Source organism: Citrobacter tructae, assembly GCF_004684345.1.
Classification (GTDB): domain Bacteria; phylum Pseudomonadota; class Gammaproteobacteria; order Enterobacterales; family Enterobacteriaceae; genus Citrobacter; species Citrobacter tructae.
Genome location: NZ_CP038469.1, coordinates 3685555 through 3698663, shown reverse-complemented (window position 1 = coordinate 3698663; position 13109 = coordinate 3685555). Strand labels below are relative to the sequence as shown.

15 protein-coding genes are annotated in these 13109 nt (G+C 54.7%); 9 read left to right on the top strand and 6 right to left on the bottom strand.

What is annotated here, in order from left to right:
* Nucleotides 1–143 precede the first annotated feature (143 nt).
* The 3 genes from ftsX to ftsY are packed head-to-tail and all read right to left on the bottom strand — an operon-like array spanning nt 144 to nt 3371.
* On the bottom strand, nt 144–1202 hold the full coding sequence (gene ftsX, locus E4Z61_RS18330; RefSeq protein WP_135324000.1) for a permease-like cell division protein FtsX: 1059 nt from the start codon (nt 1200–1202) through the stop codon (nt 144–146).
* On the bottom strand, nt 1195–1863 hold the full coding sequence (gene ftsE / locus E4Z61_RS18325) for a cell division ATP-binding protein FtsE (RefSeq protein WP_003023420.1): 669 nt from the start codon (nt 1861–1863) through the stop codon (nt 1195–1197). Before ftsE ends, ftsX begins: the two co-directional genes overlap by 8 nt.
* Nucleotides 1864–1865: 2 nt before the next feature.
* Nucleotides 1866–3371, bottom strand: coding sequence for a signal recognition particle-docking protein FtsY (gene ftsY, locus E4Z61_RS18320; protein ID WP_135323999.1), 1506 nt, complete (start codon nt 3369–3371; stop codon nt 1866–1868).
* Nucleotides 3372–3521: 150 nt separating this feature from the next.
* On the opposite strand from ftsY, the gene rsmD reads away from it, so the two are divergent.
* A complete protein-coding gene (gene rsmD / locus E4Z61_RS18315) occupies nt 3522–4118 on the top strand; it encodes a 16S rRNA (guanine(966)-N(2))-methyltransferase (protein ID WP_135323998.1) in 597 nt (198 codons plus the stop codon).
* Nucleotides 4108–4383: a DUF1145 family protein gene (locus tag E4Z61_RS18310; RefSeq protein ID WP_135323997.1), complete on the top strand. Its 276-nt coding sequence runs from the start codon at nt 4108–4110 to the stop codon at nt 4381–4383. The genes rsmD and E4Z61_RS18310 overlap by 11 nt, the downstream gene beginning before the upstream one ends.
* 44 nt (nt 4384–4427) lie before the next feature.
* Here E4Z61_RS18310 and E4Z61_RS18305 read toward each other — a convergent pair whose 3' ends face one another.
* Nucleotides 4428–4787 carry a DUF2500 domain-containing protein gene (locus E4Z61_RS18305; RefSeq protein ID WP_135323996.1) on the bottom strand — a complete coding sequence of 120 codons (360 nt, stop codon included), beginning with the start codon at nt 4785–4787 and terminating at the stop codon, nt 4428–4430.
* Nucleotides 4788–4928: 141 nt separating this feature from the next.
* On the opposite strand from E4Z61_RS18305, the gene E4Z61_RS18300 reads away from it, so the two are divergent.
* A complete protein-coding gene (locus E4Z61_RS18300; protein WP_135323995.1) occupies nt 4929–5555 on the top strand; it encodes a lysoplasmalogenase in 627 nt (208 codons plus the stop codon).
* A 75-nt stretch (nt 5556–5630) separates the two neighbouring features.
* Nucleotides 5631–7829 (top strand): Zn(II)/Cd(II)/Pb(II) translocating P-type ATPase ZntA, encoded by a 2199-nt coding sequence (gene zntA, locus E4Z61_RS18295; RefSeq protein WP_135323994.1) that lies wholly within the window; start codon nt 5631–5633, stop codon nt 7827–7829.
* Nucleotides 7830–7890: 61 nt separating this feature from the next.
* Here the strand turns inward: zntA and tusA are convergent, their stop codons facing one another.
* The gene (gene tusA / locus E4Z61_RS18290) at nt 7891–8136 is read right to left on the bottom strand and encodes a sulfurtransferase TusA (protein ID WP_003827551.1); all 246 of its coding nucleotides are present in this window, start codon (nt 8134–8136) and stop codon (nt 7891–7893) included.
* A 169-nt stretch (nt 8137–8305) separates the two neighbouring features.
* Between tusA and E4Z61_RS18285 the strand changes: the two genes are divergently transcribed.
* Complete coding sequence (locus E4Z61_RS18285; RefSeq protein ID WP_135323993.1) at nt 8306–8971, top strand: 7-cyano-7-deazaguanine/7-aminomethyl-7-deazaguanine transporter; 666 nt, start codon at nt 8306–8308, stop codon at nt 8969–8971.
* A gap of 72 nt (nt 8972–9043) precedes the next feature.
* On the top strand, nt 9044–9601 hold the full coding sequence (locus E4Z61_RS18280; RefSeq protein ID WP_135323992.1) for a DcrB family lipoprotein: 558 nt from the start codon (nt 9044–9046) through the stop codon (nt 9599–9601).
* 3 nt (nt 9602–9604) lie between these two features.
* Here the strand turns inward: E4Z61_RS18280 and E4Z61_RS18275 are convergent, their stop codons facing one another.
* Complete coding sequence (locus tag E4Z61_RS18275; protein WP_135323991.1) at nt 9605–10822, bottom strand: MFS transporter; 1218 nt, start codon at nt 10820–10822, stop codon at nt 9605–9607.
* 136 nt (nt 10823–10958) lie between these two features.
* Between E4Z61_RS18275 and E4Z61_RS18270 the strand changes: the two genes are divergently transcribed.
* The 3 genes from E4Z61_RS18270 (at nt 10959) to nikR (ending at nt 13101) form a co-directional block, all read left to right on the top strand.
* Nucleotides 10959–12008, top strand: a complete 1050-nt coding sequence (locus E4Z61_RS18270) for an AI-2E family transporter (protein ID WP_135323990.1) — start codon at nt 10959–10961, stop codon at nt 12006–12008.
* Between the two features lie 63 nt (nt 12009–12071).
* Nucleotides 12072–12650: a 4'-phosphopantetheinyl transferase AcpT gene (gene acpT, locus E4Z61_RS18265; RefSeq protein ID WP_135323989.1), complete on the top strand. Its 579-nt coding sequence runs from the start codon at nt 12072–12074 to the stop codon at nt 12648–12650.
* Between the two features lie 49 nt (nt 12651–12699).
* Complete coding sequence (nikR, locus tag E4Z61_RS18260; RefSeq protein WP_096759193.1) at nt 12700–13101, top strand: nickel-responsive transcriptional regulator NikR; 402 nt, start codon at nt 12700–12702, stop codon at nt 13099–13101.
* The last annotated feature ends 8 nt before the right edge of the window (nt 13102–13109 follow it).

Below are 13109 nucleotides of genomic sequence, written 5' to 3'. Positions count from 1 at the left end.
TTATCCACAAGTTCCATGTCGTATTGTGTATACATTACGCACAAAATGTGACATCACGATGAATACGCCGGAAAGAGGCAACAGGGACTCTTTCCCTGCAGAGCGAACTATTCAGTGCAGGGAAAGATTATACCAGAGATTTTTTAATCAGGGGTAAAGTGGCGTAAATGTTGAATAGTGGCAAGCCAGGCTGCCACCCAGCCAATCATTGAGCACACCAGCAGGAGCAGCAGGCATTCGTCAAATGATAACCCGTTGATATCAAACTTGGTTCCAAAAACCTGCGCCACTTCGGTGACCGCTGACGACAAGCGCATCACCAAAATTTCTGACAAAATTAGTGACAGAAAAGCGCCCGAAAAGCCGAGCAGCGCCCCGCCGTAGAGGAACGGTCGCAGGATAAACCCATCCGTTGCACCAATCAGTTTCTGCACGTTAATGGTATCGCGACGGGCAAAAATGCTCAGCCGTACGCTGTTGCCGATGACCAGGAAGACGGCTGCCACCATTAGTACGCCAATCATCGCTGACACACGCCCCACCAGGCCTGTCAGCGATGCCAGTCGTGCAAACCAACTGTCATCCATGCGCACTTCATCAATACCATTAATTTGTGCAACACGGTCACGCAGCGTGTTGAGCGATTCCGTTCCCTGGAAATCCAATTTTGGGATAACCACCGCCACAGCCGGAAGCGGGTTCTCTTCCAGCATATCCAGCGCGCCACCAAAACCAGACCAGTTACGGAATTCACCCAACGCATCGTCGCGGGAAAGATAATTCACTTTCTCCACGCCCTGCTCTGCCTGCAATTGGCCTACCACCCGCGCCGCCGCATCATCATCCAGAGTTTTCTGCAAATACACGGTGATCTGCGGGGACGGATAATATTGGCTTGCCGCCTGGTTTACGTTCTTATAAACCATGTAACACACGCTTGGCAGCGTCAGGGAGATGGCGATCACCATCACCGTCAGGAATGTCGCCAGCGGCTTGCTTTTCAGATCCTGTAACGCGCCCTGGAACGCATAGCGTACCTGCTCGTTAAAGACATTGGTTTTACGCGAGTTCGGCTTTGGCGAGGATTTCGCGCGTTTCGGCGCGTTCCGCCCACCGTCACCCGGTGCACCGCCCGATTTACGAAAACGATCCAGCCGACCACCGAACTGTTTGATTTGATTAATAGCGTCACGTCTATTCATGCGCCAGGCCTCCATGCAGATGTCCGTCGCTCAGGACCATCTGGCGATAGGAACGACGGGAGATCAGCCCAATGTCGTGCGTCGCCATTAATACCGTGACCCCGACGCGGTTAAACTCTTCGAACAAGCGCAAGATCCCTTCTGACAACGCGTCATCAAGGTTCCCGGTCGGTTCATCCGCCAGCAGAACCGCAGGCTTATTCACCACCGCACGGGCAATCCCCACGCGCTGTTGTTCACCGCCGGAGAGTTGAATCGGGAAGTTCTTCGCTTTGTCCAGCAGCCCGACCTTGTCCAGTGCCGCTGACACGCGGCGACGAATATCGTCTCCGCTGGCGCCCGCGATAATCAGCGGGATCGCCACGTTGTCAAAAACGGTCCGATCCATCAGTAGATGGTGATCCTGAAAAATCATCCCGATCTGGCGGCGCAGAAACGGCACTTCACGGTTTTTCAAACGGCTGATGTCATGCCCGCTGAAGTAGATTTTCCCGGCGCTGGGTCGTTCGATCCCACAGATCAGCTTCAGCAGGGTACTTTTACCCGCACCGGAGTGGCCGGTCAGAAACGCCATCTCGCCAGGCTGCATATGGAATGTGACCCCCTGCAGCGCTTGTCTCCCACCGAGATAGGCCTTGCTGACATGTTCAAAGCGAATCATTGTTAATCCTCTCGGGCAAAAAGTGCCTCTATAAAATCGTCCGCTTTAAACGGACGTAAATCCTCGATACGTTCGCCCACACCGATATAACGGATAGGGATGCCAAACTGGTCGGCAACCGAGAAGATAACCCCACCTTTCGCCGTACCGTCCAGCTTGGTCAGGGTGATACCGGTTATGCCTACCGCTTCATGGAACAGTTTGGCCTGGCTTATGGCATTCTGCCCGGTACTGGCATCGATAGTCAGCATAACTTCATGCGGTGCATCAACGTCGAGCTTCTTCATCACACGAACGATTTTTTTCAATTCTTCCATCAGGTGCGCTTTGTTCTGCAAACGACCTGCGGTATCAGCGATCAACACGTCAACGTTACGCGCCTTCGCCGCCTGGATGGCATCAAAGATAACAGACGCGGAATCCGCGCCGGTATGCTGAGCAATCACCGGGATATTGTTACGCTGACCCCAGACCTGCAGCTGCTCGACCGCCGCCGCACGGAAGGTATCGCCCGCCGCCAGCATCACCGATTTACCCTGCTGCTCGAACTGACGCGCCAGCTTGCCGATGGTGGTGGTTTTTCCCACGCCGTTGACGCCAACCATTAAGATAACAAATGGCGTCTTGCCATCAACATTCAGCGGTTCATCAACCTTCGCCAGAATCTCGCCCATTTCATCTTTCAGCAGACCATACAACGCTTCTGCATCTTTGAGCTGCTTGCGGCTGGCACCTTCTGTCAGGTTCGCAATGATCTTACGGGTAGTTTCCACACCGACATCGGCGATCAGCAGCTGTTCTTCCAGCTCTTCAAACAGATCATCGTCGATCTTTTTACCGCGGAACAGACTGATAAATCCGGAACCGAGATTTTCTTTGGTTTTCAGCAGGCTGCGTTTCAGGCGCGCAAAGAAACCTTCTTTGGTCGGTTTTTCCTGCTCCTGAACCACCTCTTCTTCTGCCGACTCTTCTACAGCAGGTTCTTCTACCGGCACAACCATGACGGCTTCTTCAGCAGCCTCGGCAGCCAGCGCCTGCGCTTCCAGCTCTTCGTCGGTCAGTTGCGGTTCGTTTTCCGCTTCTTCTTCAACTGCTTCAACAATTTCAACGGTTTCCGCTTCGGCCTGCCACTCTTGAGCAGAAATTTCTTCGGCTTTCACCTCTTCCGGCAACGGTAATTCTTCGTGTTCGATAACCGCCGCTGGCGCGGGAACGTCAACAACCGGCTCAACTTCCGGCTGCGGTTGCTCGGCAACAGGTTCCGGCTCAGGCTGCAGTTTTTCGATTTCCGCAACCTGTTCAGTGACTTCCACGACTTCGGCAGCAAAGGCTTCCGTTTCTGCTTCGCTATGGGTTTCCTGTACGCGCGGCTGTTCCTCAACGACGGCTGTTTCTTCAGCAACCGGTTGTTGTTCTTCGTTTTTTAGTTCTGTCTCGTTTTCCGGTGCCTGCTCTTTTTGACCAAAGCCCAGCCAGGAAAAAAAGCCACGTTTTTTCTCTTTCGCCATTTGCGACTACACTCCCCGCTGTTGCTTCATGGCACAGCGTCAACGCTATGTACATAGCAGCTAAAAAAATGATGAAATAGTCTATCACTTAACTTAACTCACATCACCGCCTGGAATGACATGCTATAGGCGGATTGAGCAATAATTGAAATGAAAAAACCGAATCACTCAGGCAGCGGCCAGATCCGCATTATTGGCGGGCAATGGCGCGGCCGTAAACTCCCGGTTCCGGACAGCCAAGGTCTGCGACCAACCACCGACCGTGTCCGCGAAACGCTCTTTAACTGGCTGGCCCCGGTGATGGTCGATGCCCACTGCCTCGACTGCTTTGCCGGCAGCGGTGCGTTGGGGCTGGAAGCACTCTCCCGTTATGCGGCAGGCGCAACGCTGCTGGAAATGGATCGGGCGGTGTCTCAGCAGCTACAAAAAAATCTCGTCACGCTGAAGGCAAATCACGCCCGCGTCGTCAACACCAATACGCTGGCGTTTCTGGCTCAGGCAGGTACACCGCATAATGTGGTGTTTGTCGATCCGCCATTTCGTAAAGGATTACTGGAAGAAACATTAACTCTTCTGGAAACGAATGGCTGGCTGGCAAACGAGGCGTATATTTACGTTGAGAGCGAAGTCGAAAACGGCCTGCCGCCGGTTCCGGTTAACTGGTCGTTGTACCGCGAAAAAGTGGCAGGCCAGGTCGCCTATCGCCTGTATCAACGTGAAGCACAAGGAGAACGCCATGCTGATTAATCTGGGACGCTTGCTGATGCTGTGCGTCTGGGCATTTTTACTGCTCAATCTTTTTCAGCCCTTTCCGCGCCCGCTCAATATATTCGTTAACGTGGCGCTAGTGTTTATGGTGCTGATGCACGGCATGCAGTTAGCGCTGCTGAAATCAACCATGCCGAAAGACGGACCACAGATGACCACCGGCGAGAAAGTGCGTATTTTTCTGTTCGGCGTATTTGAGTTGCTGGTCTGGCAGAAGAAAATTAAGGATCAGTTGAAGAAGTAACCGTGATGCCGGATGGCGGCTGACGCCATTTCCGGCCTACTCATCTATGGTTGCGCGCTAAATCCCTCAAAACGCGACCCTCTGTAACTCAGCGTGCCTTTATCGCCGACCGTTAGCGCATGGTACTGCTGCGCATCCAGGCGAAACGTCTGCTCCATTCCCCCGCTTTGCGGCTTAAAGCTCGCTTCATAACGCATGCTGGTACCTGCCGGGGTGACTTCCTGCTGACGCGAACGTCTGTCATTAAGTGGTTTTTCCCGTTTATTACTCACCACAACCTGCTTTTGCATCAGCGGCGCGGCATCATTATCTGCTTTTTCCCGTCGCTGCTGGACAAAGCGAAACGACGCGGCGACAACGATTAATGCAATGATAACAATGAAAAAAAGTGGCGGCTTACTCATCTTATTAACCCATCAGAAAATGCGGAAATAAGCATACCCTGCCTGTTATGGTGTTGTCATCTGGCGGTATCGGCCTCTACACTGGACAGAAGAGCCGTAGGCATCCCGCTTACGAAAAAATAACGAATTCAAGGAACTAAGATGCTTTGGTCGTTTATCGCTGTCTGTCTTTCCGCTTGGCTGTTTGTGGATGCATCCTATCGTGGCCCCGTCTGGCAACGCTGGGTCTTTAAACCCCTGACGTTATTACTCCTGCTGCTGCTGGCCTGGCAGGCACCAATGTTTAACGCCATCAGCTATCTGGTGCTGGCCGGTCTGCTTGCCTCTCTGCTCGGCGATGCGCTGACGCTGTTGCCGCGTCAACGCCTGCTGTACGCCGTGGGCGCGTTTTTCCTGTCGCATTTGCTCTATACCATCTACTTCGCCAGCCAAATGACGATGTCGTTCTTCTGGCCTCTGCCGCTGGTGCTGCTGGTGTTGGGTACCCTGCTGATCGCCGTAATCTGGACGCGACTGGAAGAACTGCGCGTCGCCATATGCACCTTTATCGGCATCACCCTGATGATGGTCTGGATGGCAGGCGAACTGTGGTTCTTCCGCCCAACCAGCCCGGCGCTATCGGCATTTATGGGGGCCTCATTGCTGTTCATCGGCAATATTGTCTGGCTGGGCAGTCATTATCGTTACCGCTTCCGCGCCGATAACGCGATTGCCGCCGCCTGCTACTTCGCGGGCCATTTCCTGATTGTGCGTTCGCTGTATCTTTAAAAACGCTTGACTCTGGAGTCTACTCCAGAGTGTATCCTCCGGTTAATACGAAATGATTATCAACCGGAGGATGCCATGTCGACGCCTGATACTGATGGCAAAAAAGCCCCACAATTTTCTGCATTCAAGCTTGCTCCTGCGCCGCAAAAGGTTGATGACTGCTGCTGTGAAGGCAGTTGCTCAACGCCCGCGCCCGTTTCCGAGACCGTGGACGGCACTCGCTATACCTGGAAAGTATCAGGCATGGATTGCGCCGCCTGCGCGCGTAAAGTTGAAAATGCCGTCCGCCAGGTCAGCGGCGTAAACCAGGTCCAGGTGCTGTTCGCCACCGAAAAACTGGTGGTCGATGCCGGGAGCGATATCCGCCAGCAAATAGAAAACGCAGTGCAAAAGGCAGGTTACACTCTGCGCGATGAGCTGGCGCCGGAAGCCGCCCCCGAGTCACGCTTTAAAGAAAATCTGCCGCTGATTTCGTTGATCATCATGATGGCGATTAGCTGGGGTCTGGAGCAGTTCAATCATCCCTTTGGTCAGATAGCGTTTATCGCCACCACGTTGGTCGGGCTGTATCCCATCGCCCGCCAGGCGCTGCGCCTGATGAAAACCGGCAGCTACTTTGCCATTGAAACGCTGATGAGCGTCGCCGCCATTGGCGCACTGTTTATTGGTGCCACGGCAGAAGCCGCGATGGTGCTGCTGCTGTTTTTAATTGGCGAACGTCTGGAAGGATGGGCCGCCAGCCGCGCCCGCAAAGGGGTCAGCGCGCTGATGGCGCTGAAACCAGAAACCGCGATCCGCCTGCGCAATGGCGAGCGCGAAGAGGTTGCCATTAACACCCTCCAGCCAGGCGATATGATTGAAGTGGCCGCAGGGGGGCGCCTACCTGCCGACGGCAAACTGGTCTCCGGCTTTGCCAGCTTTGATGAAAGCGCCCTGACCGGCGAATCGATCCCGGTCGAACGCGCCACGGGCGATAAAGTCCCGGCGGGTGCCACCAGCGTTGACCGTCTCGTCACGCTTGAAGTCCTGTCTGAACCAGGCGCCAGCGCCATTGACCGTATCCTGAAGCTGATTGAAGAAGCCGAAGAGCGTCGAGCCCCCATTGAGCGATTTATTGACCGTTTTAGTCGGATTTACACCCCGGCCATCATGGCGATCGCCCTGCTGGTCACTCTCGTACCACCGCTGCTGTTTGCCGCCTCCTGGCAGGAATGGATTTATAAAGGGCTGACTCTGCTGCTTATTGGTTGCCCGTGTGCATTGGTTATCTCAACACCTGCGGCGATCACCTCCGGGCTGGCGGCGGCAGCACGCCGTGGCGCGCTGATTAAAGGTGGTGCCGCGCTGGAACAACTGGGCAGAGTGACTCATGTAGCATTCGATAAAACCGGTACCCTGACCGTGGGTAAGCCACGCGTAACGGCTATTCATCCGGCGAGCGGTATCAGCGAGTCCGAACTGCTGGCGCTGGCGGCGGCGGTTGAGCAAGGTGCCACGCACCCGCTGGCCCAGGCGATTGTCCGCGAAGCACAGACCCGCGAATTGACCATCCCGGCAGCTCAGGCACAGCGTGCGCTGGTCGGCTCAGGCATCGAAGCACAGGTCAACGGCGAGCAGGTGCTGATTTGTGCTGCGGGCAAACAGCCTGCCGAAGCTTTTGCCGGGCGAATAAGCGAGCTCGAAAGCGCAGGGCAAACGGTGGTACTGGTGCTGCGCAACGATGTGGTACTCGGCGTGCTGGCCTTACAGGATACGCTGCGTGACGATGCCCTTAGTGCCATTAGCGAGCTTAACCAGTTGGGCGTGAAAGGCGTGATCCTGACCGGTGATAACCCACGTGCAGCGGCAGCGATTGCCAGTGAGTTGGGTCTGGAATTCAAAGCAGGCCTGCTACCGGAAGATAAAGTCCGGGTGGTCACCAGCCTGAACCAACAGTCGCCGCTGGCGATGGTCGGTGACGGGATCAACGACGCACCGGCAATGAAAGCGGCTACCATCGGCATTGCAATGGGAAGCGGCACCGACGTCGCGCTGGAAACGGCAGACGCCGCCCTGACCCATAACCGCCTGCGCGGTCTGGTGCAAATGATCCAACTGGCACGCGCCACCCATGCCAATATTCGTCAAAACATTGCCATTGCGCTGGGTCTGAAGGGGATTTTCCTGATAACCACGCTGCTGGGGATCACCGGATTGTGGCTGGCGGTGCTGGCAGATACCGGTGCGACGGTGCTGGTGACTGCCAACGCGCTGCGGTTGTTGCGTAAAGGATAGTTTTTTGCCGGATGGCGGCACTGCCTCATCCGGCCCACGTTTGGTGCGTCTTCTGGCCAGATTACTGGCCTTTACGCACCAAATAGCGGTACGGCAGAGAGTCGGTCTCTTTGGCCACCAGCTCATGTTCCATAAACGTACAAAAGCCGGGAATGTCGCGGGTTGTCGCCGGATCGTCCGCGACAATCAGCAGCGTTTCACCGGCCTGCATGCCGCGCACAGTTTTACGCACCATCATCACCGGTTCCGGGCAGCGCAGCCCCTGGGCATCAAGGGTATGGTCGGGAGAGGTAAACAAATCGCTCATCGTTGTCTCGTTCAATAAAAAACGGCGTTATTTTACGCTCTGTTGCTCAGTAAGCCAATCAGGTTAACGATTGCGTGAAAAACAACCATTGCAAAGCAGCATTAAAGCAGTATCATGCGTCCGTTTTATTGGGTTCCCTCACCCCAATTGTTTACTAAAAAGGTACAATATGACTCCGTTTACACAAACTCAGCGCGTAAAAGCGTTGTTCTGGCTATCGCTATTTCATCTACTGGTGATCACTTCCAGTAACTATCTGGTGCAACTACCGATCACCATCTTCGGTTTCCACACCACATGGGGGGCCTTTAGCTTTCCGTTTATTTTCCTCGCCACCGACCTGACTGTACGCATTTTTGGCGCACCGCTGGCGCGACGCATCATTTTTGCCGTCATGATCCCCGCACTGTTGATTTCGTATGTGGTTTCCGCGCTATTTTATATGGGGTCCTGGCAGGGGTTCGATGCGCTGCTGCACTTTAACCTATTTGTCGCCCGTATCGCCGCCGCCAGTTTTATGGCCTACGCACTGGGACAAATTCTGGATGTGCATGTCTTTAACCGCCTGCGTCAGAACCGTCGCTGGTGGCTCGCCCCTACCGCGTCCACGCTGTTTGGCAACATCAGCGATACGCTGGCCTTCTTCTTTATCGCCTTCTGGCGTAGCCCGGATGCCTTTATGGCCGAGCACTGGATGGAAATCGCGCTTGTCGATTACTGTTTCAAGGTGCTGATCAGTATTATTTTCTTCCTGCCGATGTACGGCGTGTTGCTGAATATGTTACTGAAAAGGCTGGCAGATAAATCTGAAATCGCTGCATTGCAGACGAGTTAAAGGTTCATTTTCCGAGTTGTGATAAGATGGACGAATGAGCCGTTATGGCCGTTTATCGAAAGGAAGAAGTCAATGCGCAATCTGGTTAAATATGTCGGTATTGGCCTGCTGGTTATGGGGCTTGCGGCCTGTGATAATAGCGATACAAAAGCGCCAGCCGAAGGTGCTGCTGCAGAAAGTAACGCAGCCGGACAACCGGTCAGCCTGCTGGACGGCAAACTCAGTTTTTCTCTGCCAGCGGATATGACCGATCAGAGCGGTAAGCTAGGCACTCAGGCCAACAATATGCACGTTTATTCTGACGCAACCGGCCAGAAAGCGGTGATTGTGATTGTCGGTGATGACACCAGTGAAGATCTGACTGTACTGGCAAAACGCCTGGAAGATCAACAGCGTAGCCGTGACCCGCAGTTGCAGGTCGTCACCAACAAGTCAATTGAGCTGAAAGGCCATACTCTTCAGCAATTAGACAGCATCATCTCCGCCAAAGGCCAGACCGCATACTCTTCCGTGGTGCTGGGTAAAGTGGACAATCAACTGCTGACCCTGCAGATCACGCTGCCTGCTGACGATCAGCAGAAAGCGCAGACGACCGCAGAAAACATCATTAACACGCTGGTTATCCAGTAACAGTTAAGATGATGACACGGCCTCCGCAGATTCCTCCGGGGGCCGTTTTTTTAACCGCCAAGTCAGTAATAACGCCACCGCTACCAGTCCGGCTGCCGCCAGATAGATAATCGGCACACCCGCCCACGTCATCACCAGCCCCGCCAGCGGCCCGGTAACCCCCAGCGAGAGATCCATAAATACCGTATAGGTTGCCAGCGCAGCGCCCTGATTCTGCTGTGGCACCGCTTTTACTGCGACCACGCCCAGCGCTGGGAACACCAGTGAGAATCCCGCGCCAGCCAGCAGAACGCCCACTTTCGCCATCCACGGCATGGATGCCATCCCCACCAACAGCAGCCCGACAATCTCCACGCAAAAGCAGATCATCGCCACATTTAGCCCACCTAATCGATTGATACCGTTTGGGAATAACAGGCGAGTCCCGACAAACGTACAGCTGAACAGCGTCAACGCAAATGCCGCACCGTCCCAGCCTTTGGCGTCATAAAACAGAGTGATAAAGGTGGCGATCACCCCAAAACCGGCAGAAGCCAACGCTAACGCCATCCCGTACAGCCAGACGCGCCCGAGCACCGCGCGAAACGGCATCGGTTTACCCTTGCTGGCCTTCACCGTCGGGCGCGGCAGCGCCAGCAATATCGCCAACAGCGCCACAGCCATAATGGTCAGCGCCAGTCCCTGCAATCCACCCCAGGCATAACACAGCACACCCAGCGGCGCACCGATCGCCATCGCCCCGTAGGTGACGATGCCGTTCCATGAAATCACCCGCCCAATGTGCATTGAGCCAACCACACCCACGCCCCACAGCGTTGAACCGGTACCGGCAAAACTTTGCCCAATCCCCAGAATCACGCGCCCGAGGCACAGCAACAGCAAACTCGCCATCGGCCAACCGCTGGACGATCCCGCCAGTAAATAACCCAAGCCACTTAAGAAACAGCCGCACAGACCGAACACGACAATCTTTTTCGGCCCCAAAAGATCGGCATATCGACCCGCATGCGGGCGACTCAATAACGTAGCGAAATACTGCAGGCTGATAACCAGCCCGGCCCAGAAAGCGCTAAAACCCATAACATCATGGACATAGCCGGGCAACACCGCGAGCGGTAAGCCGATGGTCAGGTAGCTGGCGAAGTTAAACATCACCACCGAGACAATGCGCAGATTGAGACGTAATCCGTTAAGCGCCGGATCAGCGACGGGTTCGGGCATGGAGGGTCACCACATTTTTACAACATTGTTTCATTTCTATCATGTTGCCGAACAGAAATCAGCAGCCAGATTAGGAATATCAGCCGCAAGCCAGCCACTACACTTAATGCAAAACGCAAAAAGAAAGGAAGAACACATGACAAACGCTCAACCTGATAAAACAGGTTTGCATATTTTACTCAAATTGGCCGCCCTGGTTGTTATCCTCGCGGGTATTCACGCGGCTGCTGATATTATTGTACAACTGCTGCTGGCCCTCTTTTTTGCCATCGTGCTGAACCCACTGGTCACTTGGTTTATTCGCCGGGGACTAGGTCGTCCGATTGCCATTACGCTGGTGGTGGTGGTGATGTTGTTCGTTCTTACCGCGCTGGTGGGCGTCCTCGCATCTTCAATCACTGAATTCATGGATATGCTGCCGAAGTACAACAAGGAGCTGACGCGCAAGGTCCTGTATGTGCAAGAGATGGTGCCCTTTCTTAACCTGCACATGTCGCCAGAACGCCTACTGCAACGTATCGACTCCGACAAGCTGATGACCTTCACAACCACGCTGATGACCGGGCTTTCCGGCGCAATGGCAAGCGTCTTCCTGCTGGTAATGACAGTGGTGTTTATGCTGTTTGAGGTGCGCCATGTTCCTTACAAAATGCGCTTTGCGCTGAATAATCCACAGATCCATATTGCGGGTCTACATCGTGCATTGAAGGGTGTATCTCACTATCTGGCGCTAAAAACATTGCTCAGCTTATGGACCGGGGCTATCGTCTGGCTGGGGCTGGCGCTGATGGGTATTCAGTTTGCTCTGATGTGGGGCGTGCTGGCGTTCCTGCTAAACTATGTGCCCAATATTGGCTCCGTTATTTCCGCCGTACCGCCGATGCTCCAGGCGTTGCTGTTCAACGGCATTTACGAATGCGTGCTGGTAGGCGCGCTGTTCCTGGTGGTGCATATGGTGATTGGCAATATCCTCGAGCCGCGCATGATGGGGCATCGCCTGGGATTGTCGACGCTTGTCGTCTTCCTTTCCTTGCTGGTGTGGGGATGGCTGCTCGGCCCGGTCGGCATGCTGCTTTCCGTGCCGCTCACCAGCGTGTGTAAAATCTGGATGGAAACCACCAAAGGCGGCAGCAAGCTGGCAATTTTGTTGGGCCCCGGCAGACCGAAAAGTCGATTACCGGGATAAACTTGCAAAAGGGATGTGAAGAATGGTACACAACCCGCATTATGACTAAAGGTTAGCCCTGATATGTACCGGATTGTTCTTGGGAAAGTGTCTGATTTAAGCTCCGGCGCCCTACCCCTTGCGCTCTATGAACAGGCACCGCAAGGTGCTCACCGTGCGCGCTGGCTGGCTGGCCGTGTGCTGCTTTCCCATGCCCTGTCGCCACTGCCTGAGATTGTCTATGGTGAGCAGGGAAAACCGGCATTTCCAGCCGACACGCCGCTGTGGTTCAATCTCAGCCACAGTGGCGATGACATCGCCCTGCTGCTCAGCGACGAAGGGGAAGTGGGCTGCGATATTGAAGTCGTGCGCCCACGCGATAACTGGCAAACGCTGGCAAACACCGTGTTCAGCCTTGGGGAACATGCCGAAGTCGAAGCCGAACACCCGGACCAACAACTTTCGGCCTTCTGGCGCATCTGGACGCGCAAAGAGGCCATCATTAAACAGCGTGGCGGCAGTGCATGGCAAATTGTCAGCGTCGACAGCACCACGCTAACGTCTTCGCTCTCTGTCAGCCAGTGCCAGCTCGATACCCTGAGCCTGGCAGTGTGTACGCCAACGCCGTTTACCCTGACAGCCGACGCCGTGCAAAGGCTGTAATACCGCATTCCCCGTGCGCTACCGCGCTTTATCGTAAGGTTGAAATCAGATGCAACGAGTCACCATTACTCTCGATGACGATTTACTGGAAACGCTGGATAGCCTGAGCCAGCGCCGCGGCTATAACAACCGTTCCGAAGCCATCCGTGACATTCTGCGCGGCGCACTGTCCCAGGAAAGCACGCAAGAGCACGGCACACAAGGCTTCGCGGTGCTCTCGTATGTTTATGAACATGAGAAACGTGACTTAGCCAGCCGTATTGTCTCGACCCAACATCATCATCATGATTTGTCGGTCGCCACCCTGCACGTCCACATCAACCATGACGACTGCCTGGAAATCGCCGTGCTGAAAGGCGACATGGGCGATGTTCAGCATTTTGCCGATGACGTCATCTCCCAGCGCGGCGTGCGCCACGGCCATTTGCAGTGCCTGCCGAAAGAAGAGTGAACCCTGCA